This is a genomic window from Micromonospora sp. NPDC049240, assembly GCF_040647835.1.
Classification (GTDB): domain Bacteria; phylum Actinomycetota; class Actinomycetes; order Mycobacteriales; family Micromonosporaceae; genus Micromonospora.
On sequence record NZ_JBEZCX010000029.1, the window covers coordinates 36180 to 58836 of the forward strand.

Consider the following 22657-nt stretch of genomic DNA (forward strand, 5'->3'; position numbering starts at 1 on the left):
CCGTGGCGAAGCTTCTGCGACAGCGGCTCCTGCAGCTGGTCCTGGTCATCCTCGGACTGTCCAGCCTGGTGTTCTTCCTGGTCCGGATCTCCGGCGACCCGGCTTCGGCCATCGCCGGGGCGGACGCGGACCCGGAGACCCTGGCGGCCATCCGCAGCAACCTCGGGCTGAACGAACCGGTGCTCGTCCAGTACGTGAGGTTCCTCGGTGACCTGCTGGTGCTCGACTTCGGCGACTCGTACCAGTACCGCAGCGACGCGATGGCGTTGGTGCTGGACCGGTTCCCGGCGTCGGCGCTGCTGACCATCCTCGCGATGCTCATCGCGGTCGGAATCGGCGTACCGGCCGGGGTGCTCGGTGCCGTGCACCGGGACGGGCTCCTCGGCCGGGCCGTCAACGGCCTCGCCATCCTCGGGCAGAGCGTGCCGAACTTCGTGCTCGGTCTGGTGCTCATCATGATCTTCGCGGTCAGCCTGGGCTGGCTGCCGAGCTTCGGCGGGGAGGGGGTGATGAGCCTGATCCTGCCGGCCGTCACCCTCGCCGCCTTCATCTGCGCCCGGCAGATGCGGCTGGTGCAGGCGTACACCCTGGAGGAACTCAGCAAGGGGTACGTGCGGACGGCGAACTCGCTCGGCTACAGCACCCGGCGGATCCGCTACCGGCACATCCTGCGCAACGTCAGCGTGCCCATGCTCTCGCTCGTCGGGCTGGAACTCGGCCAGTTCATCGCCGGGTCGGTGGTGGTCGAGTCGGTGTTCTCCTGGCCCGGCCTGGGCCGGTTGATGGTCGAGTCGGTCACCGCCCGCGACTACCCGGTGCTCCAGGCGGGCGTGTTCGTCATCGGCGTGCTCGTCGTGCTGATCAACTTCATCGTCGACCTGCTCTACCAGGTGGTCGACCCCCGACTCAAGGCGCAGTTGGTGACCCGATGAGCACAGTGCTGACCGTTCCCGAGCCCGGCGGGGCCGAACCCGTGGCCGAGGTCGTCCCCGCGCCCCGCCGGCCCCGCCGACGCCTCCTGCCGAGACACTTCGGCGCCCGGCTCGCGCTCGGCTTCCTGGTCGTCGGCGTCCTGGCCGCGATCTTCGCCCCGGCCGTCTCGCCGTACGACCCCAACGAGCAGTCCCTGCTCAACCGGCTCGCCGCGCCGTCGCTGTTCGGCGGCGAGGGCGCGCACCTGCTCGGCACCGACGAACTCGGCCGGGACCTGCTCAGCCGCGCCATCTACGGCGGCCGGGTCAGCTTCACCGTCGGGTTCGTCGCGGCCACCTTCGCCGGCCTGCTCGGCACCGTCCTCGGCGTCGTCGCCGGCTACTACCGGGGCATCGTGGAGTCGGTGATCATGCGGACGGTCGACATCCTCACCGCGTTCCCGTTCCTCATCGTCGCCCTCGCCGTGGTGGCCGTCTTCGGCGCCAAACTGTCGGTGCTGATCATCGTGCTGGTGCTCTGGGAATGGGTGCCGTTCACCCGGCTCGCCCACGCCAAGACGCTGAACGTGGTCTCCACCGACTACTTCCGGGCCGCCGTCGCCATCGGCCGTCGGGGCGCCGGCATCCTCGCCCGGCACGTGCTGCCCAACATCGCCGGTCCGCTCATCGTCGTCTGGACGTTCGTGGTGGCCCGGTCCATCGTCATCGAGAGTTCGCTCAGCTTCCTCGGGCTCGGCGTGCCGCCGCCCACCGCCACCTGGGGCGGGATGCTGAGCGCCAGCCGCGGCTACCTCGACACCGCCTGGTGGATCCCGCTGGTTCCCGGCGTGGCCATCACCCTGGTCGTGTTGAGCGTCAACGTCGTCGGTGACTGGCTGAGTGAGAGGTGGGATCCGCATGGCCGGCGCTGACGCCGTACCGCTGCTCGAGGTCGACGGGCTGGACGTCACCTTCGACACCCTCCGGGGGCCGGTGCACGCCGTCCGGGGCGCCACCTGGTCGGTGCGGCAGGGCGAGACCCTGGTGGTGCTCGGCGAGTCCGGCTCCGGCAAGAGCGTCTCGTTGCACGCCGTCGCCGGGCTGCTGCCGGCCAACGGCCACACCGCCGGCCGGGTCCGCTTCCAGGGCCGGGACGTGCTCGGGCTGCGCGGCGCGAAGCTGCGCCGGTTCTGCGCCGAGAACTACGGCATGGTGTTCCAGGACCCGATGAGTTCGCTGGACCCCAGCTTCACCGTCGGCGACCAGATCGCCGAGATCCTGCGGGTGCACCGGGGGGCGTCGGCGAAGGACGCCTGGGAACGGGCGGTCGAGCTGCTGGGCGTGGTCCGGATCGACGACCCGGGCCGGCGGGCGAAGCAGTACCCGCACGAACTCTCCGGCGGTATGCGCCAACGGGTCATGATCGCCATGGCGATCGCCCTGGACCCGCCGCTCTTCCTCGCCGACGAGCCGACCACCGCGCTGGACACCAGCGTCCGGGGCGCGGTGCTGGAGACCATGATCGAGCTGCGGGACCGCCTGTCGATGGGCGTCGTCCTGATCACCCACGACATCGGCGTGGCGGCGGCCGTCGCCGACCGGGTCGCCGTCATGTACGCCGGCCGCGTCGTCGAGTACGGCACCGCGGAGCAGGTGCTGCACGAACCCGGCCACCCGTACACCGCCGCGCTGCTCGGGTCGCTGCCCCGGTTGCGGCGGCTCCGGTCCACGCTGACCGCCATTCCCGGCGCGCCACCGAACGCGGCCCGGCTGCCGGCCGGGTGCTCCTTCCACCCCCGGTGCCGGTTCGCCACCGACCGCTGCGCCGAGGAACTGCCGGTCCTGCAACCGAGCGGCGCCGGCCAGGTCGCGGCCTGCCACTGGACCGGCCGGCTGACCGCCGACGGCGACCTCGGCTACTGGCGCGAGGGCGGCGAACCGCTCGTCGACGCCCGGCCCGGCGACGCGGAACAACCGTTCGTGGTGGTCGAGAACCTGGTCAAGGAGTATCCCCTCGGCTCCGGCCGGAAGGCCCGGGTGCTGCGGGCGGTGGACGACGTCTCCTTCACCATCCCGAAGGGCACCACGCTCGGCCTGGTGGGGGAGTCCGGGTCCGGCAAGTCCACCACCGCCATGATCATGTCCGGGCTGCTCGCCCCCACCTCCGGACGGGTGGTCATCGGCGGCGTCGACATCGCCCGGCTCTCCGGCAAGGCCATGCGGGACGTCCGCCGTGACCTCCAGGTGGTCTTCCAGGACCCGTACTCCTCGATGGACCCCCGGATGACCATCGGGCAGATCGTCGACGAGCCGCTGCTGGTGCACAGACGCGGGTCGAAGGCCCAGCGGCGGGACCGGGTCACCGAACTGCTCGACCTGGTCGGGCTGGACGGCGACTACGCCGCACGCTTCCCGCACCAGCTCTCGGGCGGGCAGGCCCAGCGGGTCGCCATCGCCCGCGCGCTCGCGCTGGAACCCGCGCTGATGGTGCTGGACGAGCCGGTCGCCGCGTTGGACCTCTCCATCCAGGCGCAGATCCTCAACCTGCTGCGCGACCTCCAGGCCCGGCTCGGCCTGACGTACCTGTTCATCGGGCACGACCTGGCGGCGGTGGCCTACATCTCCGACCGGGTGGCGGTCATGTCCACCGGGAAGATCGTCGAACTGGACCGGGTCGACGCGATCTACCAGCGGCCGGCGGCGGCGTACACCCGGCAACTCCTCGACGCGGTGCTCGACCCCGAGGCCGACCTCGGCCGGTACCGGGACCGCCCGACGATCCGGAGGGAGGAGCCGTGCGTCCCCTCGGCCCCGGCGACGCCCTGATCGTCATCGACGTCCAACGCAAGTACGTCACCGGCCCGCTGGCCGTCCCGGACGCCGCCGGGCTGGTGGACCGGATCGCCCGGTTCGCCGACGCGGCCCGCGCCCGGGACGTGCCGCTGGTCTGGGTGACCCGCGAGCTGCGCCCCGGCGTGTCGATGGGCGCCGCCACCACCGCCGGGTACGGCGCGGCGGTCGACGAGCTGTTCCGGAGCCCGGCCGCCGACCTGCATCCCGGCCTCGGCGCCCGCGACGACGAGATCCGGGTGGTCAAGCCCCGCCAGTCGGCGTTCTACGGCACCGACCTGGAGGTGGTGCTGCGCACGCTCGGCGCGGACCGGGTGGTGCTCACCGGCGTCACCACCAACATCTGTGTCCAGGCCACGGCCCAGGACGCCCGCGCCCGCGACCTCGACGTGCTGGTGGTCGCCGACCTGACCGCCGCGCTGCCGGTCACCGCCGCCGGCTTCGACCTGCCGGCGGAGCAGGTGCAGCGGGCCACGCTGGCCACCCTCGCGCACGCCGTCGGCGCCGTCCGCTCCGCCGCCGCCGTGCTGTCCGCCTGAACCCGCCCGGGCGGCACGCCGTACCGGCCCCGGGACCGCCCGCGCGACGACGGGGTCGGCGGGCGGCCCGGGGATCTCAGTAGCCTCGGTCGCGGTCGAACTCGCCGAGCAGGGGTTCACCGGCGTGCCAGCGACGCAGGTTCGCGCAGAACTGGTCGACCACCCGTTCGGCCCGGCGCGGCGACCCGCCGGCGATGTGCGGGGTGACCACCACGTTGGGCAGTCGCCACAGCGGGTCGTCGGCGGCGAGCGGCTCCCGGGCCACCACGTCCAGCCCGGCCCCGCCGAGCCGTCCGCCGGTGAGCGCGGCGCGCAGCGCCGACTCGTCGACCAGGTCGCCCCGGCTGACGTTGACCAGGATCGCGCCGGGTTTCATCGCGGCGATCCGGGTGGCGTCCAGCAGGTGGCGGGTGGCCGGGGTGAGCGGCACGGTGAGCACCACCACGTCGGCGGCGGGCAGCACCTCGTCCAGCCGGTCCGGGGTGACCAGCAGGTCCACGTCGGGGCCGGGCGCGACGGGTTCCGGCTCGACCGCGACGATCCGCGCGAACTCGAAGCCCCGGGCCCGCCGGGCCACCGCCCGGCCGGCCCCGCCGAGGCCGACCACCAGCATGGTCCGGTCGGTGAACTCCCACTGGGTGGCCCGCACCGCGATCCGGTACGCGTCGGTCCAGTCGGGCGCGCGCAGCACCGTCGCCACGCCCCGGGTGAGCGCGAGCAGCAGCGCGAACGCGTGCTCGGCCAGGTGCGCGCCGACGATCCCGCCCTTGGCCGAGACCAGACGGACGTCCCGGCCGGCGAGGTGGGCGGCGATCCGGTCCACGCCGGCGCCGACCGACTGCACCCAGCGCAGGTTCGGCGCGGCGTCGAGGGCCGCCGGCTGGATGTCACCGAAGAGGACGGCCGCGCCGGGGGCGTGCCGCAGCACGGTGGCGGGGTCCCGGGCGACCACCACCGGGTCGGGTGCGGCGGCGGCGCGGATCGCGTCCACCTGTGCCTCGGTCAGCGGGGCGATCAGCGCGTGCGCGGCGGCCAGGACGGTGCCGCTCGACCCGGTCATGTGTCGCCCCGCCCGGCGTCGGCGCTGCCCGGCCGGGGCGGGACACCACCGGCGCCCAGGTAGCGGTCGCGGAGCCGGGTGACCTCGTCGTAGCCGATGAGCCGGGTGAACTCGCGCAGCGGTACGCCCCGGGCGGCGACCACGCCGGGCTCCGGGCCGAGCAGGTCGGTGTACGCCGCGGTGAGCGCGCGGGCGGTGGCGAGCAGGCCCTGGAGACCGTAGATGACCACGGCGATGCCGAGTTCCCGGGCGATGGCGGGGGTGAGTTCGCGTTCCAGCCAACTGCCGGGGGCGACCGCGGCGGCCAGTGGTCGGCCGCAGGCGTCCCGGGTGGCCTGCCACGCCTCGAACGGGAACGTCTCGTCGTGGCGCATCGGGAAGACCACGTCCGCCCCGGCCGCCGCGTACGCCTCGGCCCGCCGCAGCACCTCGTCGACCGTGTCGGCGTTGGTCCGGGCGACCACGGCGGCCCGGTCCCGGGCGTCGACGCAGGCGCGGACCTTCGCCGCCGCCTCGGCCCGGGGCACCAGACTCACCCCGGCCTGCTCGCTCAGCGGCCCCGGCTTGGGGGAGATCTGGTCCTCCAGCATCAGCGCCGCCGCGCCGGCCTGCTCGAAGTCCCGGGCGGCGTGGTACGCGTTGACCGCGTTGCCCCAGCCGGTGTCCAGGTCGGCGATGACCGGCAGGCCGCCGGCCCGGGCGGCGACGCCGACCGCGCGGGTCATGTCGGTGCGGGTGTAAAGGTCGGCGTCGGGCAGGCCGAGCGAGGCGGACACGGCGAAACCGGAGACGAAGAGGCAGCGGAAACCGGCCGCGGCGGCCAGGGTGGCGCTGAGCCCGTCCCAGACGCCGGCGGCGTACACGGGCGGTTCGGCGGCGAGGACGTCGGCGAAGCCGACCGGGGCGTGCACCGGCATCGGATCACACCTCCGGCAGGTCGACGACCACGTCGACCAGGACGGGACGACCCTCGCGGACGCCCTTGACCGCCTCGGTGAGGGTGGACGTCAGGGCGTCGCGGTCGGTCACGGTGAAGGCCTCGACGCCCTGGGCGCGGGCCATCCCGGCGTGGTCGACGTCCGGCCCGGTCAGGTCCATGCCGTGCCGGGCCCGGTCCAGGTCGCCGCCGCGCGTCTGCACCACCCGACGTTGGTGCAGCCAGTCCGCGCCGTAGCTGCGGTTGTTGACCACCACGGCCAGCAGCGGGAGCCGGTGGTGGGCGGCGGTCCAGAGCGCCTGCGGGGTGTAGAGCAGGTCGCCGTCGGGTTGCAGGTCGACCACCACGGTGTCGTCGTCGCGGTGGTGCAGCGCCGCGCCGATCGAACCGCCGATGCCGAAGCCGAGGCCACCGGCGCCGGAGCCGCCCAGGTGGCAGTTGTAGTCGACCAGGTCCCAGGTGCGCCGGGGCCAGCCCCGGAACATGGTGAAGCCGATCTGCCAGGGGCCGTCGCGTACCGCGTCGTAGGTGGCGGCGGCGAGGACGCCCTCGGTGATCCCGCCGTGCGGCGACTCGGGCGGCGGACCCTCGGCGGCGCGCAGCGTGGCGGTGTGGCCGGTCAGCCACTCGCGTCGGGCGGCGACGGCGTCGGCGCGGCGGGCGACCCGCTCGGCGACCAGGTCGGCGAGGACGGGCAGGGCGACGGCGGTGTCGGCGACCAGGTACTCGTCGGCCCGGATCGGCGGTTCCAGGTCGAGGAAGCCGTTGTGTTTCAGGTCGTTGAGGGTGATCACGGCGAGTTTCGTGCCGGGCCGGGTGAGCATCCGGTAACCGCGCCGGTCGTTGTCCACCTGGGACGTGGCCCAGCGGACGTCCCGGCAGTCCAGCGCCAGGACGAGGTCGGCGTCGGCGAGCCGGCCGGCCCGGTCGGCGGTGCAGTCGGCCCAGTGCCCGGTGGGGAAGTTGTGCCGGCTGCCGAGGTCCACCACGGGTACGGCGAGGGTCTCGGCGAGCCGGCGCAGCGCGTCGAAGCCGGCCCGGCTCCGGCCGACGAAGTCGGCGAGGAGGACCGGGGACTCGGCGGCGACGAGCAGGTCGGCGACGGCTTCGAGGCGGTCCAGCGGGGCGGTCGGCGGGGCGAGCGGGGCCGGCCCCCAGTCGCCGAGGTCCACCGCGGGCGCGGGGGACTCCTGCATCAGCGCGTCGAGGGCCACGTAGGTGGGGCCGGGCGGTTGGGCCACGGCGAGCTGGTGGGCGCGGAGCATCAGGTCGGGCAGGGCGGCGACGGACGTGGGTTCGGTGTCCCACTTGACCACGTCCCGGACGGCCTGACCCTGCTGGTTCGCGGTGTGCACCCAGTCGATCCACGGGCGGCGGCGGGCCTGGTCGGCCGGGCCGGAGCCGCCGAGCAGGAGCACCGGCGCGTGGTCGGCGTACGCGTTGAAGGTCGCCATCACGGCCTGCTGGAGGCCGACCAGGTTGTGCACGGCGGCGGCCATCACCTCGCCGGACGCCTTGGCGTAGCCGTGGGCGACGGCCACGGCGACGCCCTCGTGCAGCGCCGAGATCACCTCGGGGCTGCCGCTTGTGGTGAGGGAGTCGTGCAGGCCCCGGAACGAGGCGCCGGGGTTGGCTGCCACGTACCGGATGCCGAGGCGCTGGAGGAGCGCCACCATCACGTCGCTTCCGTATGTCAGATCCATGTGTCACGTCCTGAGTCGGTCGGCCTGTCCCGCCCCCGTCGGCTGCGCTACTTTATGAAACACCGTTTCATCAACCGGAACAAGAGGGGTGCGCATCATGCATCGACCTGGTCAGGCCGTGGATCTGCACAGTCACTGGTGGCCCCGGGAGTTCGCGTCGGCCGTCCGGGCCGGCCGGCGCTGGCACGCCTGGGACGCCGACCTCACCGCCGACACCCCCCGGATCGTGGCCGGCGACCGGGACGCCCCCGCCCCGGTCGACCTCTACTCCACCGACCTGACCGCCCGCCGGGAACGCCGGGCCGCCGAGGGCATCGTCCGCGAGGCGGCGATGGTCCCGGTCTTCCTCTGGGGGTACGAACTCCCGGCCGCCGAGGCCGAGGCGTACTGCCGGGACGTCAACGCGGACCTGGCCGACGCGCAGTCAGCCTCCGACGGGACCTTCACCGGTCTCGGACTGCTGCCGCTCCAGGACCACGACGCGTCCCTGCGGGTGCTCGACCACGCCGTCAAGGACCTCGGCCTGTACGCGTTCAGCATCGGCACCAACGTCGAGGACGCCAACCTGGACGACCCGAAGGTGGTCGCCGTCCTCGACCAGGTGCTGGCCGCCGGGGCGGCGATCGTCATCCACGCCAACTGGTACACCCGGGCCGGGCGCGAGCGCACCTGCCGGCACATGTTCGACAACTCGGTGGGCGTGCCCCTGGAAGCCGGGCTGGCGTTGGCCTCGCTGATCTACTCGGGCCTGCTGGACCGGCACCCGGGCGCCCGGATCTGCTGCTCGCACGGGGGCGGCTGGCTGCCGTACGGCATCGGCCGGCTCAACCTGCGCTACCTCCAGGGGCGGGACAGCGGCCTGCTGGCCGAGGCGCCGGACCGGTACCTGCGCCGGTTCCACTACGACTGCCTGGTGCACGACGAGCGGGCCCTGCAACTGCTTGTCGAGCGGGTCGGCGCGGACCGGGTGGTGATCGGCACCGACCACCCGTACGGCGGGGACATCCCCGAGGTCGGCGCGGTGCGCTGGATCGCCGACCAGCCGTTCCTGACCAGCCGGGAGAAGGACATGGTGGTCCGGGAGAACGCGACCCTCTTCCTCGACGGCGCGCGGCGGGCGGCGGGCGGCGCCGGCTGACGTCCCGTCGCGCCCGACGGCGGATTCGCTGGTCACGGCGTCCGTCCGGCCCTTGACACGGTTCGACGGACCCCCCTACGTTTTGTGGAACGCCGTTTCGCTGAGTGGAAGGAATCTGATGGCCACGCTCCGAGGGTTCGGCAATCCCCTCTCCCCGTCCGGCCGGGCCGCGCTCGTCGACGACCCCCCGCACCACATCAGCGCCGACGCCATCCAGGTGATCTACCGGGTCGACCCGGACAAGGCCCGCGCCTACCTGCCCGACGGCCTCGACCTGCACCCGGAGGCCCTGGCCTACGCCTACGTCGCCGACATGGTCAAGGTCAGCGACAGCCACCCCGACCAGGCATGGACCGAACCGCAGTGGTCGCAGTACCAGGAGGGCATCCTCGGCCTCTACTGCACCTACCAGGGCCAGCCCGGCCGGTTCAGCGCCTACATCTACGTCAGCGAGGACTGGTCGGTGGTCTTCGGCCACTTCATGGGCTTCGCCAAGAAGCAGGGCGTCATCCACAAGACCAAGATCCAGCCGGCCAACCCGGCGTTCGGGCCGATCGGCCCCGGCAGCCGGATGCGGGGGACCGTGGACCGGTTCGGCCGGCGGATCTTCAACGTGGACATCCAGCTCACCGAGAAGATCGACGACGACGCGGTGCCCTCGCACGGGCACCGCGTCTACACCTACCGGCACATTCCCTCGCCCAGCCCGCAGGTGCCCGACCAGCGGCAGCTCTTCGCCCTCGACCTGGACCGGGCCACCACCATCGACGCCTGGAAGGGCGCCGGCGGCGTGGAGATCTTCACCGACGTGATCAACGAGGACCTCGACGGCTTCCAGCCCCTGGAGATCGTCGAGGCGTACAGCTTCCAGCGCGGCTGGACCACCAAGGCCGGCGCCACCCTGCTGCGAGAGGACCATTGATGACCGACTGGGCCGCGATCCAGGTTGCCAAGGCCGCCGACAACATCGTCAACACCTCCCTGGCCGTCCGGCCCGGGGAACTGGTCGCCGTCGCCGCCGACCACAACTCCGACCACGCGGTCGTCGACGCGCTCCTCGCGGCGGTCGCCGCCGCCGGCGCCGAGGGCACCCTGCTGGTCCAGCCCGCCCGCGCCCGGGCCGGCGAACCGGCGAACCGGATCGTCGCCGCCGCACTGGCCGGCGCGGACGTGATCATTTCACCGACCTCGACCGCGTTGAGCTTCACCCCCGAACTCAAGCAGGCGCTCAACCGGGGCGCCCGGGCGATCGTGATGACCGGGGTGACCCGGGCCGAGCTGACCGGCGGCGCGGGCATCGCCGACTACGAGGAGGTCCACCGGATCACCAAACCGCTTGCCGACGCCATCACCGCCGGCTCCCGGATCCGGGTCACCTCGCAGCAGGGCTCCGACCTCACCGCCAGCCTGGAGGGGGTCACCTGCGGAGTGGGCGCGTCCTTCGCCCGCGAGCCCGGCCAGATCTCCAGCTACCCCAGCGGCGAGGCGTGGAGCGCCCCGGCCACCGGCACCGGGCAGGGGGTCCTGGTCGCCGACGGTTCCGCGCACCAGCTCGGCAAGCTGCGCGAACCGATCCGGGTCCACTTCGACCAGGGGCGGGCGGTCCGGATCGAGGGCGGTGACCAGGCCGGCGAGCTGCGCCGCATGATCGACGGGGTGGAGAACGGCGACAACCTCGGCGAGATCTCCATCGGCACCAACCCGGCGGCCCGCTTCCTCGGCAACATCACCGAGGACAAGAAGCAGGTCGGCACCGTCCACTTCGCCCTCGGCAACAGCGTGGTCGGCGGGACGGTCAAGGCCCCGATCCACGTCGACCTGCTGCTGCTCACCCCGACCGTGGAGGTGGACGGGGAGATCCTGGTCCAGGACGGGAAGATCGTGAAGGTGGCATGACCGCCGCATCCGCGCCGGCCTCCGGAGACGCCGTCTCCGGGGCGCCGGCCATCGACACGCACACCCACTTCTGGCCCCGCGGGCTGCTCGCCGCCGGGCGGGAAGGACGGGACTGGTACGGCTGGCGGCCGGTCACCGAGGCCGACGGCCGGCGGGCGTTCGCGCTGGGGCGCACCGTGCTGGCCTTCGCCCCGCCCGAGGTGGACCTGGCCGACCCGACGGCCCGGCTCGCCGCCCGCGCCGCGCAGCAGGGGATCGGCTTCGAGGCCGTCCAGGTGGCCGGGTTCCTGTTCAACTACCACCTGGACGCGGCCCGGGGCGCGGCCTTCTGCCGGGAACTCAACACCGAGCTGGCCGAACTGGAGGCCGCCGCTCCGGGCACCTACCGGGGGCTGGCGCAACTGCCGCTCCAGGACCGGGACGCCGCGCTGGCCGTGCTCGACCACGCCGTGACGGAGCTGGGGTTGCGACACTTCGTGCTCACCCCGGCGGTCAACGGGCGCAACCTCGACGACCCGCAGATCCTGCCGGTGCTGGAGGCGATGGCCGAGGCCGGGGTGACCGCCAACGTGCACCCGGCGTTCTTCGACAAGCTCGGCGCCGGCGACCGGCTCGGCCGGTACTACTTCGAGAGCTCGTTCGCCGCGCCGGTCGAGGCGAGCATCGGGCTGATGTCGGTGATCCACTCCGGGCTGCTGGACCGGCACCCGGACTTCCGGATGTGCTTCACCCACGGCGGCGGCATCGCGATCCACTCGCTGGGCCGGTTCGACCACCGCTGGCACATGATCTCCCCGGCGCAGCGCACCATGGCCCGCCCGCCCAGCGAGTACCTCGCCGCCGGCAACCTCTTCTACGACGTGCTGGTGCACGACGAGCGCGCACTCGAACTGGTGATCGAGCGCGTCGGGGTGGACCAGCTCACCATCGGCACCGACCATCCGTTCGCCTGGGACCACCCCGGCGGCGCCGCGAACTGGATCCGTACCGCAGGCTTCCTGGACACCGCGGCCCGGGAGAAGATCCTCTGGCGCAACGCGGCCCGCTTCTACGGCCTCGAGCCCGACAACCCGCCCGGGACGGCCGGCTCATGACCGACTGCGACGTCCTGGTCGCCGGCGCCGGCGCGGCCGGCCTGGCCGCCGCGCTGGCCGCCGCCCGGCCCGGCCGCACCGTCGTGCTCGCCGAGGCGCGGGAGACGTTCCGGCAGGGCAGCAACACCGCGATGAGCACCTCGATGATCCCGGCCGCCGGCAGTCGCTGGCAGCGGGCGGCCGGCGTCGAGGACTCACCGGGTCGGTTCCTCGCCGACATCCGGGCCAAGACCCACGACCGGGCCGACCCGGTGGTGGCCGCCGCGCTCACCGCGGTCGCCCCCGAGCTGGTCGAGTGGCTGGCCGACGACTGCGGGGTGCCGCTCGAACTGGTCACCGACTTCCGCTACCCGGGCCACTCGGCGCTGCGCTGCCACAGCGTGCCGGACCGCTCCGGGGCGGCCCTGCACCGCGCCCTGCTCGACGCCGCCCCGGACCGGGACGACCTGCACCTGGTCGTGCCGGCCCGGCTGGTCGACGTGCGCACCGACGACACCGGCGCGGTCCGGGGCGCGGTGCTGGCCCGCCCCGACGGCACCCGGGAGGAGTTGAGCTGCCCGGTGGTGGTGCTCGCCACCAACGGGTTCGCCGCCGACCCCGAGCTGGTCCGGCGCCACCTGCCCGAGATCGCCCACGGCGTCTACCACGGCGGCGAGGCATCCCGGGGGGACGCGTTGCGGCTGGCCGAACGGCTCGGCCTGGACACCGGCCACCTCGACGCCTACCAGGGGCACGGCTCGCTTGCCGTACCGGACGCCATCCTGCTCACCTGGGCGACGGTCATGCACGGCGGCTTCCTCGTGGACTCCACCGGGCGACGCTTCGGCGACGAGACGGTCGGCTACTCCGAGTACGCCGTACCGGTGCTGTCCCGTCCGGGTGGCCGGGCCTGGGTGGTCTACGACGAACGCGTCCACGACGCCTGTCTGGCGTTCAAGGACTACCGGGACGTGGTGGCCGCCGGGGCGGTCCGCCGGGCCGACGACGTCGACGCGCTAGCCTCCGTGGTGGGCGCCCCGGTCGACGCGCTGGCGGCCACCCTGGCCGACGCCGAGGCGGCGGCCGCCGGGACCGCGTCCGACGCGTTCGGCCGGCGCGCCTGGGGCGCGCCGCTGCGTCCGCCGTACGCGGCCGTCCGGGTCACCGGGGCGCTCTTCCACACCCAGGGCGGCCTGCGGGTGGACCGGCACGCCCGGGCGTTGCGCGCCGGGCAGCCGGTGCCGGGACTGTACGCGGCCGGCGGCGCGGCGGTTGGCATCTCCGGCCACGGGGCGGACGGGTACCTGGCCGGAAACGGCCTGCTCGCGGCCCTCGGCCTCGGATACCTCGCCGGTCGGCACGCCTCCGCCTGAGCCGTACCGCTCCGCGACCGCGCCCCTCACCCACCGGGTGAGGGGCGCGGTCGCCGGTGCGACCTAGCGGCCGACCGGGCGGCGCAGGTACTCGCCGCGCGGGGTGCCGACCACCGCGCCGTCGCGGAGGATGCGGTGCCCGCGCAGCCACACGTCGTCCACCCGGGCGGTCAGTTCGAACCCCTCGAACGGGGTGTACTCCTGGGTGGACTCGCTGGCCTCGGCGGTCACCGTCCAGGTGCGGTCCGGGTCGACCAGGACGATGTCCGCGTCGAAGCCCACCGCCAGGTCCCCCTTTCGCGGCCACAGTCCGTAGCGCTTCGCCGGATTCGCGCAGACCAGCTCGGCGACCCGGCCCAACGGCAGCCCCTGCCGTCGGCCCTCGGTGATCAGGGCCGGGAGCAGGTACTCGGCCCCGCCGAACCCGGACTTCGCCACGAAGACGTCGTCCCGGTCGGTGCCGAACTTCGTCTCGTCCCGGCAGCAGGCGTGGTCGGAGACCACCCAGTCGACCTGCCCGGCGAGCACCGCCCGCCACAGCGCCTGCCGGTCGTCCTCGGCACGCAGCGGAGGGTTCACCTTGCCGCCGAGGCCGGCGGCGGTGTCGTAGGTGGCGATCAGGTGCCCGATGGTGACCTCGCGGCGGAAGTCCACGTGCGGGAAGGCGGCGGCCATCCGCAGCGCGGACTCCATCGCCTTCTCGCCGGACAGGTGCAGCAGGTTGATCGCCGGCAGGCCGGTCTCGTGGGCCAGGTAGGAGGCGATGGTGATGGCGAGCCCCTCCGAGTGCGCCGGCCGGGACGCGCTGTAGGCGGCCAGCCCCTTCAGCTCCCCGGCCTCCTCCACCAGCTTCGAGTAGGCCGCCATGATCTCGGCGGTCTCGCAGTGCAGCGACAGGCTGATGCCGTCGGCCAGCTCGGGCCGCTCCTCCCGGATCCGCTGGACGCCGCGCATGACGAACTCGAAGTGCGCCAGGTCGTACCGCTCACCGGGCGGGGTCATCAGGAACGACGACTGGTCGGTGGAGCGCCCGTGCAGGCCGTGCGATCCGTAGAACATGAAGATCTTGAACGAGCTGACCCCGAACTCGTCGACCAGCATGCCGAGTTCGTCGATGTGGCCGGCCTGCATGGGGGCGAGGTGGAAGGCGTAGTCGACGAAGGCCCGGCCCTCGGCCAGGCGCAGCACCTCGGGGAAGAACTCGGCGTAGCTGCCGCCCCGGTTCAGGTAGTACTGCCCGGTCCGCATGTAGGTCAGCCCGGTGGTGACGCCGCCCTGCGCCGACGCCCGCGACTCGCTGGCGGTGTCGACGTCGAGCGGGTTGTAGATGCCCCAGTGCTGGTGTCCGTCGACCGCGCCGGGAAAGGCCAGTCGGCCGCCGGCGTCGACCACCTCGTGCGCGTCGGCGGGGGAGAGGTCCGGCCCGATGGCCGCGATCCGGCCCGACCGGACCGCGATGGATGCTGGTACGGGCTCGTCCTCGCCCGGGCGTACCGCCCGCGCATTGACGATGAGCAGGTCATAAGCCATGGGGCTACCTCCTTGCCGGTGGCCACAGGCTAAGCCCGGCGGACCGCTCAGCGCAACAGTGATCCGTCCAGCGGAACGAAATGGTGGTTACTGTCGGCGCGCGCGGACCAGCACCGCCCGGGCCGAACGGGCGACCGCCTCGTCCACCATCGTTCCGGTGCCGTCCACCGCCGCCGCCCCACCGCCCCCCTCGGCGTACGCGGCGATGACCCGCTCAGCCTCGGCCACCTCCTCGGCGGTCGGCGTGAAGACCTCGTTGATCACCGGCACCTGGTGGGGATGGATCGCCGTCCGCCCGGAGAAGCCGAGCCGGCGCAGGGCCTCGGTGCCGGCTCGCAGCTTCTCGGTGTCCCGGTAGTTCACGGTGGCCGGGCCGACCGGTGCGGCCAGCCCGGCGGCGGCCGAGGCGACGACCGCCTCGAACCGGGCCGGGAGCAGTTCCCACCCGTCCGGGCCGGGACGTAGACCCAGGTCGGCGCTGAGATCCGCCTCGCCGAGACCGAGCAGCAGCACCCGGGGCGCGGCGGCGACGGCGTCGATCTGTCGTAGCCCGCGCGCGGACTCCAGCCGGGGTGAGACGGCGATCCGTCCGGCCGGCAGACCGCGCTCGCTCTCCAGGGCGGTGAGCAGGGCGTCGAGGCGGGTCAGCAGCGACGGCCCGTCCACCTTCGCCACCACCACGCCGGTGAGGCCGGGGCGGACCGCCGCCCGCAGATCCTCCTCGAGGGCGTCCGGCGAGACCCGCACCCAGGCGTCGGCGTCGCCGGTGGCGCCGGAGTCGAGCCAGTCGGCGACCACCGAACGGGCGGTCGGCCGCTGCGCCGCCGGCACCGCGTCCTCCAGGTCCGCGATGATCGCGTCGGCCCCGACGCCGGCGGCCTTGTCGAGCATTCGGCGGGAGTGGCCGGGGACGTAGAGCCAGGACCGGGACACCATGATGCCTCCTCAATTGGAACGATGTTCCAATCTAGCCCGGTCCGGACGAGGCGCAGCGCGCGGCCTGCTCCTTGCTGGCCTGCTCCAAGAGCTGACCCCGCACCGGTGGTGGGTAACGGAGCTCAGGGCAGAGCGGCATGGGCCCCGGCGAGGTCGCCTGCCCGACTGGTTCGGAGGGTTTCCGTCGGGCGCGACTGTCGACGTCGATCGTGTCGACGAGGATCGTCACCGGGCCCTCGTCGGCGCGCCCAGCACGGCGACCGCGCCAACCGGTGTCGGGCCGGGTGTGGGCGCGGCCGTCGTCGCCGCGCCCACACCCGGTGGCAGATCAGCCGACCGTGCAGCCGACCACCGGCGCCGGATTGTCACCGGTCGAGGACGCCAGGAAGCCGAAGCTGGTCGAGCCGCCCGGTGCCAGGCCGCCGTTCCAGCCCAGATTCCGCGCGGTGGCGGTCGCGCCCGACTGCGTGACCGTGGCGTTCCAGGACTGCGTGACCTGCCGGCCGCTGCCGAGGCTCACCGTCGCGGTCCACGCCGTCGTGGCCGCCGCCGTGTCGTTGCGGACGCTCACCTCGCCCTGGAAGCCGCCGGCCCACTGGGAGACCGTCCGGTACGTCGCCGTGCACCGCCCGATGCCGGGCGGCGGGGTCGACGGTGACGGTGCCGGGGTGACCGAGAGGGTCGGGCCCGGCGTCGGGGTGGGCGGGACGGTGCCGCCGAGCACCCGCGCGAGCGCGGGCTGGAAGCGGTCGGCCATCTTCCGGAAACCCGAGTCGTTCGGGTGTACCCCGTCGCCGGTGTCCGTGGCCGCGTCGAAGCCGGTCCACTGGTCCACCACGACGATGGGTGACTGGGCGGTGGTGAGACCGGCGGCCCAACCGGGGATCCGGTTGTTGAGCGTGACGGTGTCGGCGGGGCAGGTGTCGCAGCCGTGGTGCGGGATGATCTGCGACACGACGATCCTCATGCTCGAGTTGTTCGCCCGCATCTGGCCGACCAGCTTGGTGAACGCGGCGAGGATCGTGTCCATCGACTGCCAGCCGCCCCAGAGGTCGTTCGTGCCGAGGTGCATCACGACGACGTCCGGCCGGGCCGCGTTCAGCCAGGGCGGGAGCTGGTTGTTGTCGGCGATGCCGACCGCGGAGAAACCGCCGTGACCCTCGTGGTCGGCGTCGTAGGAGAAGCCGTAGTTGCAGCTTCCGCCGTCCGAGGTGCTGCCGACGAAATCGATGTTGGAGTAGCCGGCGGTCCGCAGCTGGTTCCAGAGCAGGGCGCGCCAGCAGCCGGGGCCCGCGGTGATCGAGTCACCGAGCGGCATGATCCTGATCGGCGCCGCCGCCGACGACCGGTGCGGTGCGGACCGTACCGGGGAGCCGGGGAACGCCACCGTGAACGCCAGGACCGTGGTGATCGCGGCGAGCACGGCGTACCGAAGGGATTGTCGCGACATCGGGGTTCCCTACGGCGTCACGGTGAGCAGGTGGGCGCGGTAGCCCTCGCCGTAGCTGCGGGTCGGCGTGCCGTTGTAGTCCTCGATGAGCACGTTTCCGCCGCTGCATCCCCACGGGTTCCAGGTCCATGCGGTGTAGCCCAGTCGGTTGCGGTCCAGCCAGGTCATCAGCCGGTCGATGTAGTCGTGGGCGCAGGTGTCCTGACCGATCTCGCCGGCGTGCACCGGCACCTGCGCGGCCACCGGGGCGATCTGGGTGTCCCAGCAGGTCTCGGTGACACAGGCGTTGAAGTTGTACGAGTGCCACGAGGCGACGATGTTGCCGCGCGGGTCCGTCGGCTTGTGGGTCAGCCACTGGGTCAGGTCGTTGGTCCAGGTCAGGCCCGGCACCAGCAGCACGTTGGTGGCGCCGGTGGCGCGTACCGCGTCGACCAGGTCCTGCATGCCGGCCACCGGGTAGTCGATGCCGGTGCAGGCGCCGCCGTCGCGCAGGCACCGCCACGCGGCCGCCATGTCCGACCAGTTGTTGGCGGCGTCCGGGTAGGGCTCGTTGAACAGGTCGAACAGCACCGCGTCGTTGCCCTTGAACGCGTTGGCCACCCCGGTCCAGAACTGCGGCGTGTACTGCCGGCTGGGCATGGGCTTCTGACAGGTGGCGTTCACGTCGGCGCAGGCCGAGATGTTGCCGGTGTACTGCCCGTGGGTCCAGTGCAGGTCGAGGATCGGGTTGATCCCGTTGGCGACCAGCAGGTTCGCGTAGTCCTTGACGGCCTGCTGGTAGGCGGGTCCGCTGGGTGAGCCGGAGAGGCCCAGCCAGCAGTCCTCGTTGAGCGGGATCCGGACCGCCCGGATGTGCCAGGCCTTCATCGCGTCGACCGAGGCCTGGTCGACCGGGCCGCTGTCCCACATGCCCTTGCCCTGCACGCAGGCGAACTCCCCGCTGGCCCGGTTGACGCCGAGCAGGCGGTAGGTGGCGCCGCCCGCCGTCACCAGTTTGTTGCCGGAGACCCGGAGGCTGGGCGCGGCGCCGCCCGGCGGCGGCGTGGTCGGCGGCGGCGTGCTGGTCGGTGGCGTGGTGGTCGGTGGGCCGGTGGGCGTCGTCGGGGACGGCGTCGTGACCGCGCCGGTGCAGGTCGTGCCGTTGAGCGCGAACGAGGTGGGTACGGGGTTCGCGCCGCTCCACGACCCGTTGAAGCCGATCGTGGTCGACCCGCCGGTGCCCAGCGAGCCGTTCCAGCTCAGACTGGCCGCCGACACCCGCGCGCCGGACTGCGACCAGGTGGCGCTCCAGCCCTGGGTGACCCGCTGATTGGCGTTGGGGAAGTCGAACGTCAGATTCCAGCTCGTGAGCGCGGAACCGAGATTGGTGATGGCGACGTTGCCGCTGAACCCGCCGGTCCACTGGCTCTGCACGGTGTAGGTGACCGCGCAGCCGGTCGTGGCGGCCGAGGCGGGCAGCGTGACCGCCAGCAGGCTGGTGGCCATCAGGGTGCCGGCTGCCGCCGACGCCAGCAGGGCATGAGGACGTGTCATGGATGCTCTCCTAGGCAATAGAGGGGAGCGTCGATGGGAGCGCGTCTCGGAGCTTTGTTTATTAGCCTCACTAAGTCAAGCTGATCGATGTAATCCACTCGGCGCGGCCGTCGTCTCCCGGGCGACCACGGTCTCGGTCGCGCACCACCGTTCCGGCACCGGTTCGCCGTTGACCAGCCGCAGCACGGACTCGCCGACCAGTTCGCCGAACGTGTGCACATCGAGGCTCATCGTGGTGAGTGCGGGGGAGGCCAGACGGCAGAGGCTGGAGTCGTCCCAGGCGATCAGGCTGACGTCGCCGGGAACCCGGCGGCCCGACTCTTTGATCGCGTGCAGGCCGGCGACCGCCATCAGGTCGTTGTCGTAGATGATCGCGGTGGGCGGCTCGACCCCGGCCAGCAGCTCGGCGGTGAGCTTGGCCCCGGCCTCCTCCGAGTAGTCGCCCTCCACGACGACGGCCTCGACGGCGGCGTCGGCCGCGGCCGCCAGCATGGCGGCCGTGCGGGCCCGGGTGTGCAGGAGCGCATCCGGGCCGCTGATCCGGGCGATCCGGCGATGCCCGAGATCGACCAGGTGCGCCAATGCCGCCCGCATCGATCCGACGTCGTCCCGGCGCACCGCCAGGGCCCCCCGGGTCGGCTCGCCAGTCACCACGACGGGCAGGCGAAGCTCCCGCAGCACCGCTGGCCGGCCGTCGTCGACCGACGGGTTCACCAGCACGACCGCGTCGACCAGCCGCTGCCGCGCCCACCGACGGTACGCGGCGATCTCGGCCGCCTGGTCGGCGACGACGTGCAGCAGCACCGACCGACCGTGTGCGGCGAGCCGCTCCTCGATGCCCGCGATGAACTCCATGAAGAACGGCTCGGTGCCGAGCAGGCGGGGCGGCCGGGCGAGCACCAGGCCCACCGCGCTCGTCCCCCACGCATCGTCCATCTCGCACGCCCCCGGTTTCGTCAACTGGCCGATTCGGTGAGCCGTGCCCGCTCGTCGGCCACCTGCTCGAGTGGGCGTGGACCGTGACTCAACGGGACCAACTCGGATTCGAGGACCAGTGCGGCGGCTCCGACGGCCGATGCCGTGGCGGCGGACCGGGAGAGCCGTACGTCGACGGTGTGTGTGCCACGGGAGAAGGACGCGCGCAGTTCGTGCCGGACGATCGGGAGGTAGACCGAGCCGGCGGCGGCCAGACTCGGCCCGGTGAGCACGAGCACCTCGAGGTCCATGAGGTTCGCCAGCGTCCGGGCGGCCACGCCCACCTGCCGGGCCGAACGCTCCAGCAACACCAGTGCGTGCGGTTCGCCCCTGCGGGCGGCGCGACTGATCGCGGCGAAGTCGGCGATCACCGACGGTCGTCCGGCGCTCGCGGTGAGACCCACCGCCCGGGCCGCGGCCGGGTCCGATCGGGCGGCGGCGACCACCGCGGCCGGCCCGGCCAGCGCCTCCACGCACCCGCGGGCGCCGCACCAGCAACGGGGACCGTCGGCGGACACGCACACGTGTCCGAGCTCGCCGACGTTGCCGCTCGGACCCCGGTAGGTGACGCCGCCGATGACCAGGCCGGCGCCGATGCCGGTGCCCATGTAGAGCGCGGCGGCCGACGTCGCGGCGCCGAATCCGCCCGTCCAGTGCTCACCGAGCGCCGCCGCCGTCGAATCGTTGTCCAGCACCACCGGCAGCGCCGTGACCCGCTCCAGCGCGGCGCCCAGCGGGAAGCCGGTCCACTGCCGCATCACGGGGGCGAGCCCCGCGTCCGGTGGACCACCGATGCCCCGGGCCGGGCCGACCGGGCCGGGGAAGACCAGACCGACGCCGAGGACCCGGGCCCGCTCCACCCCGACGCCGTCGATCAGCGCGGCTATCGCGGTGGCGATCCGCGCCACGACGGTCGCCGGCTCGTCCGCGCCGGCGCCCGGCCGGGAGATCCGGGCTACCACCGTTCCGCCGAGGTTGGTCAGGGCGTACGTGATGACGCCGTGGTCCAGGTGCACGCCGACGGCGTACCGGGACGTGTGGTCGAGCTGGAGCAGCACCCGCCGCTTGCCCCCGGTCGACTTGGCGTGCCCGGTCTCGACCACCAGGCCCTCGTTGATGAGCTTGCGGACGAGGGTGGAGATCGTCGGCGCGGTGAAACCGGTGGCCTTGATCAGGCCGACCCGACTGATCGTCCCGGCCGCCCGGATCGCGTCGAGAACGACTGACTTGCTGCTCGTATGCGACTTGTTCGTTGCTGGTTCGCTCACTGCTTCTCTGCCACGGCTGGTCGGTCGGCCGAGCGAATCATACAGCGATCCCGATGCCCGGGGCGGTGCCCGAGGTCGTCAAGGTATTGACACCCGCCTAAATAGGCGTCGAGAATTCTCCCCGAAAAGGTTTTCGGGGAGCGTTCCGGTCCCGGACGCCGGCTCCTTCAGACAACGGAGGCCGACATGACAACCACACCGGGTCTGCACCGCCGACGGATGCTGGCCGCGGTCATGTCGGCGGTGCTGGTGCTCGGCGCGGTGGCTTGCGGTGACGACGGCGGCGACGACCAGGGGCTGGCCCAGGCCGGCGCGAACGGGATCGACGACGGCAGCAAGCTGACCCTGTGGACCCGGGCGCCGCTGGAGAAACAGGCGAAACTCCTGGTCGAGGCGTACAACGCCGGTCACCGGAACAAGATCGAGCTGACCGTCGTCCCCAACGACGACTATGTCGCCAAGGTGGGCGCGGCGGCCGGCTCCGACAACCTCCCGGACCTGTTCGCCGCGGACATCGTGTACGTGCCGAACTGGGTGAGTCAGGGCCTGTTCCGGGATCTGACCACCAACATCGACGGCCTCGGTTTCAAGGACGCCGTCAACAAGGGCCACCTCGCCGCCGGTACCCGTGACGGCAGGGAGCACGTGCTGCCGTTCGTGCTCGACCTGTCGATGCTGTTCTGGAACAAGAAGCTGTTCACCGAGGCCGGCCTCGATCCGGAGAAGGCACCGGCCAGCCTCACCGAGTACGCCACGGCCGCCAAGGCCGTCCAGGCGATCGGGAAGGACGGCGTCTACGGCACGGCCACCGGCCTCAACTGCGGCGGCTGCCTGGCATTCACCTGGTTCCCCTCGATCTGGGCGGCCGGCGGCGAGGTGCTCGGCACCGACGGCACCACGTCCGACCTCGCCGGCGACACCGCGCAGCAGGTGTTCCGCACCTGGGCGGAGCTGTGGCGCTCCGGGGCGGTCCTGCCGTCCTCGGCGGGTGAGACCGGCCCGACCTGGACCGCCGCCTTCACCGAGGGCAAGGTCGGCCTGATGTTCTACCCCGCGACGCTGCTCTCCTCGACACCGTTCGACGTGGGGGTGGCCGGTATTCCCGGCCCGGACGGCGGGGCGTCGACGTTCGTCGGCGGCGACGGCATCGGCGTGTCGAAGGACTCCAGGAAGTCGGCGCAGGCCTGGAACTTCCTGAACTGGATGATGTCGGAGCAGGCCCAGGTCGAGGTGCTGGCGAAGAACAAGGACGTGGTGTCCCGCGCCGACCTGGCGAACAACAGGTATGCCGCGCAGGATCCTCGCCTGGTCACCATCAACCAGGTGGCCGGCCGGGGAGACACACCGGTCGCGTTGAACTTCCAACAGGCCTTCAACGCCCCGGGCAGTCCGTGGCTGGCTCTGGTCCGTAGCCAGGTCCTTCAGGGTGGCGGCGACATCCGGAAGCAGAACGACCAGATCACCGCCGTGCTGAAGCAGTAGAAC

19 protein-coding genes are annotated in these 22657 nt (G+C 72.8%); 10 read left to right on the forward strand and 9 right to left on the reverse strand.

The genetic code is table 11. The annotated features are described in order from the left end of the window. Window positions 1-2: 2 nt before the first annotated feature. The 4 genes from AB0B02_RS29940 to AB0B02_RS29955 are packed head-to-tail and all read left to right on the forward strand — an operon-like array spanning window position 3 to window position 4300. Window positions 3-932: an ABC transporter permease gene (locus AB0B02_RS29940; RefSeq protein ID WP_357306039.1), complete on the forward strand. Its 930-nt coding sequence runs from the start codon at window positions 3-5 to the stop codon at window positions 930-932. Beyond that, window positions 929-1843 (forward strand): ABC transporter permease, encoded by a 915-nt coding sequence (locus tag AB0B02_RS29945; protein ID WP_281940246.1) that lies wholly within the window; start codon window positions 929-931, stop codon window positions 1841-1843. The genes AB0B02_RS29940 and AB0B02_RS29945 overlap by 4 nt, the downstream gene beginning before the upstream one ends. Beyond that, entirely contained in the window at window positions 1830-3737 is a 1908-nt protein-coding gene (locus tag AB0B02_RS29950) for an ABC transporter ATP-binding protein (RefSeq protein WP_281940248.1), read from the forward strand. The genes AB0B02_RS29945 and AB0B02_RS29950 overlap by 14 nt, the downstream gene beginning before the upstream one ends. Continuing rightward, window positions 3707-4300 (forward strand): isochorismatase family cysteine hydrolase, encoded by a 594-nt coding sequence (locus AB0B02_RS29955; RefSeq protein ID WP_281940249.1) that lies wholly within the window; start codon window positions 3707-3709, stop codon window positions 4298-4300. Before AB0B02_RS29950 ends, AB0B02_RS29955 begins: the two co-directional genes overlap by 31 nt. Before the next feature lie 76 nt (window positions 4301-4376). On the opposite strand, the gene AB0B02_RS29960 is transcribed toward AB0B02_RS29955, so the two are convergent. The 3 genes from AB0B02_RS29960 to AB0B02_RS29970 are packed head-to-tail and all read right to left on the reverse strand — an operon-like array spanning window position 4377 to window position 8000. Continuing rightward, the gene (locus AB0B02_RS29960; protein ID WP_281940252.1) at window positions 4377-5360 is read right to left on the reverse strand and encodes a D-2-hydroxyacid dehydrogenase; all 984 of its coding nucleotides are present in this window, start codon (window positions 5358-5360) and stop codon (window positions 4377-4379) included. Beyond that, window positions 5357-6277, reverse strand: coding sequence for an isocitrate lyase/PEP mutase family protein (locus tag AB0B02_RS29965; RefSeq protein WP_281940254.1), 921 nt, complete (start codon window positions 6275-6277; stop codon window positions 5357-5359). The genes AB0B02_RS29960 and AB0B02_RS29965 overlap by 4 nt, the downstream gene beginning before the upstream one ends. 4 nt (window positions 6278-6281) lie before the next feature. Next, window positions 6282-8000, reverse strand: a complete 1719-nt coding sequence (locus AB0B02_RS29970; protein WP_281940255.1) for a thiamine pyrophosphate-binding protein — start codon at window positions 7998-8000, stop codon at window positions 6282-6284. 97 nt (window positions 8001-8097) lie between these two features. Between AB0B02_RS29970 and AB0B02_RS29975 the strand changes: the two genes are divergently transcribed. From AB0B02_RS29975 to AB0B02_RS29995, 5 genes are all read left to right on the forward strand, one after another. Next, window positions 8098-9138, forward strand: a complete 1041-nt coding sequence (locus AB0B02_RS29975; RefSeq protein ID WP_357306047.1) for an amidohydrolase family protein — start codon at window positions 8098-8100, stop codon at window positions 9136-9138. A gap of 118 nt (window positions 9139-9256) precedes the next feature. Beyond that, window positions 9257-10060 carry an acetoacetate decarboxylase family protein gene (locus AB0B02_RS29980; protein WP_281940257.1) on the forward strand — a complete coding sequence of 268 codons (804 nt, stop codon included), beginning with the start codon at window positions 9257-9259 and terminating at the stop codon, window positions 10058-10060. Next, complete coding sequence (locus AB0B02_RS29985; RefSeq protein WP_088643360.1) at window positions 10060-11034, forward strand: aminopeptidase; 975 nt, start codon at window positions 10060-10062, stop codon at window positions 11032-11034. The genes AB0B02_RS29980 and AB0B02_RS29985 overlap by 1 nt, the downstream gene beginning before the upstream one ends. Next, complete coding sequence (locus AB0B02_RS29990; RefSeq protein ID WP_357306052.1) at window positions 11031-12128, forward strand: amidohydrolase family protein; 1098 nt, start codon at window positions 11031-11033, stop codon at window positions 12126-12128. The genes AB0B02_RS29985 and AB0B02_RS29990 overlap by 4 nt, the downstream gene beginning before the upstream one ends. Further along, window positions 12125-13480, forward strand: coding sequence for an FAD-binding protein (locus tag AB0B02_RS29995; protein ID WP_357306055.1), 1356 nt, complete (start codon window positions 12125-12127; stop codon window positions 13478-13480). Before AB0B02_RS29990 ends, AB0B02_RS29995 begins: the two co-directional genes overlap by 4 nt. 63 nt (window positions 13481-13543) lie before the next feature. Here the strand turns inward: AB0B02_RS29995 and AB0B02_RS30000 are convergent, their stop codons facing one another. The 6 genes from AB0B02_RS30000 to AB0B02_RS30025 form a co-directional block, all read right to left on the reverse strand. Beyond that, window positions 13544-15010, reverse strand: coding sequence for a dihydroorotase family protein (locus AB0B02_RS30000; protein ID WP_357306058.1), 1467 nt, complete (start codon window positions 15008-15010; stop codon window positions 13544-13546). 87 nt (window positions 15011-15097) lie between these two features. Further along, complete coding sequence (locus tag AB0B02_RS30005; RefSeq protein WP_357306061.1) at window positions 15098-15946, reverse strand: CoA ester lyase; 849 nt, start codon at window positions 15944-15946, stop codon at window positions 15098-15100. Window positions 15947-16274: 328 nt separating this feature from the next. Then, on the reverse strand, window positions 16275-17396 hold the full coding sequence (locus AB0B02_RS30010; protein ID WP_357306064.1) for a cellulose binding domain-containing protein: 1122 nt from the start codon (window positions 17394-17396) through the stop codon (window positions 16275-16277). A 9-nt stretch (window positions 17397-17405) separates the two neighbouring features. Further along, window positions 17406-18929: a cellulase family glycosylhydrolase gene (locus AB0B02_RS30015; protein ID WP_357306067.1), complete on the reverse strand. Its 1524-nt coding sequence runs from the start codon at window positions 18927-18929 to the stop codon at window positions 17406-17408. A gap of 75 nt (window positions 18930-19004) precedes the next feature. Continuing rightward, window positions 19005-19865: a substrate-binding domain-containing protein gene (locus AB0B02_RS30020; RefSeq protein ID WP_357306070.1), complete on the reverse strand. Its 861-nt coding sequence runs from the start codon at window positions 19863-19865 to the stop codon at window positions 19005-19007. Between the two features lie 20 nt (window positions 19866-19885). Next, window positions 19886-21172, reverse strand: a complete 1287-nt coding sequence (locus tag AB0B02_RS30025; protein WP_357306074.1) for an ROK family transcriptional regulator — start codon at window positions 21170-21172, stop codon at window positions 19886-19888. Between the two features lie 186 nt (window positions 21173-21358). Between AB0B02_RS30025 and AB0B02_RS30030 the strand changes: the two genes are divergently transcribed. After that, complete coding sequence (locus AB0B02_RS30030; protein WP_357306077.1) at window positions 21359-22654, forward strand: sugar ABC transporter substrate-binding protein; 1296 nt, start codon at window positions 21359-21361, stop codon at window positions 22652-22654. The last annotated feature ends 3 nt before the right edge of the window (window positions 22655-22657 follow it).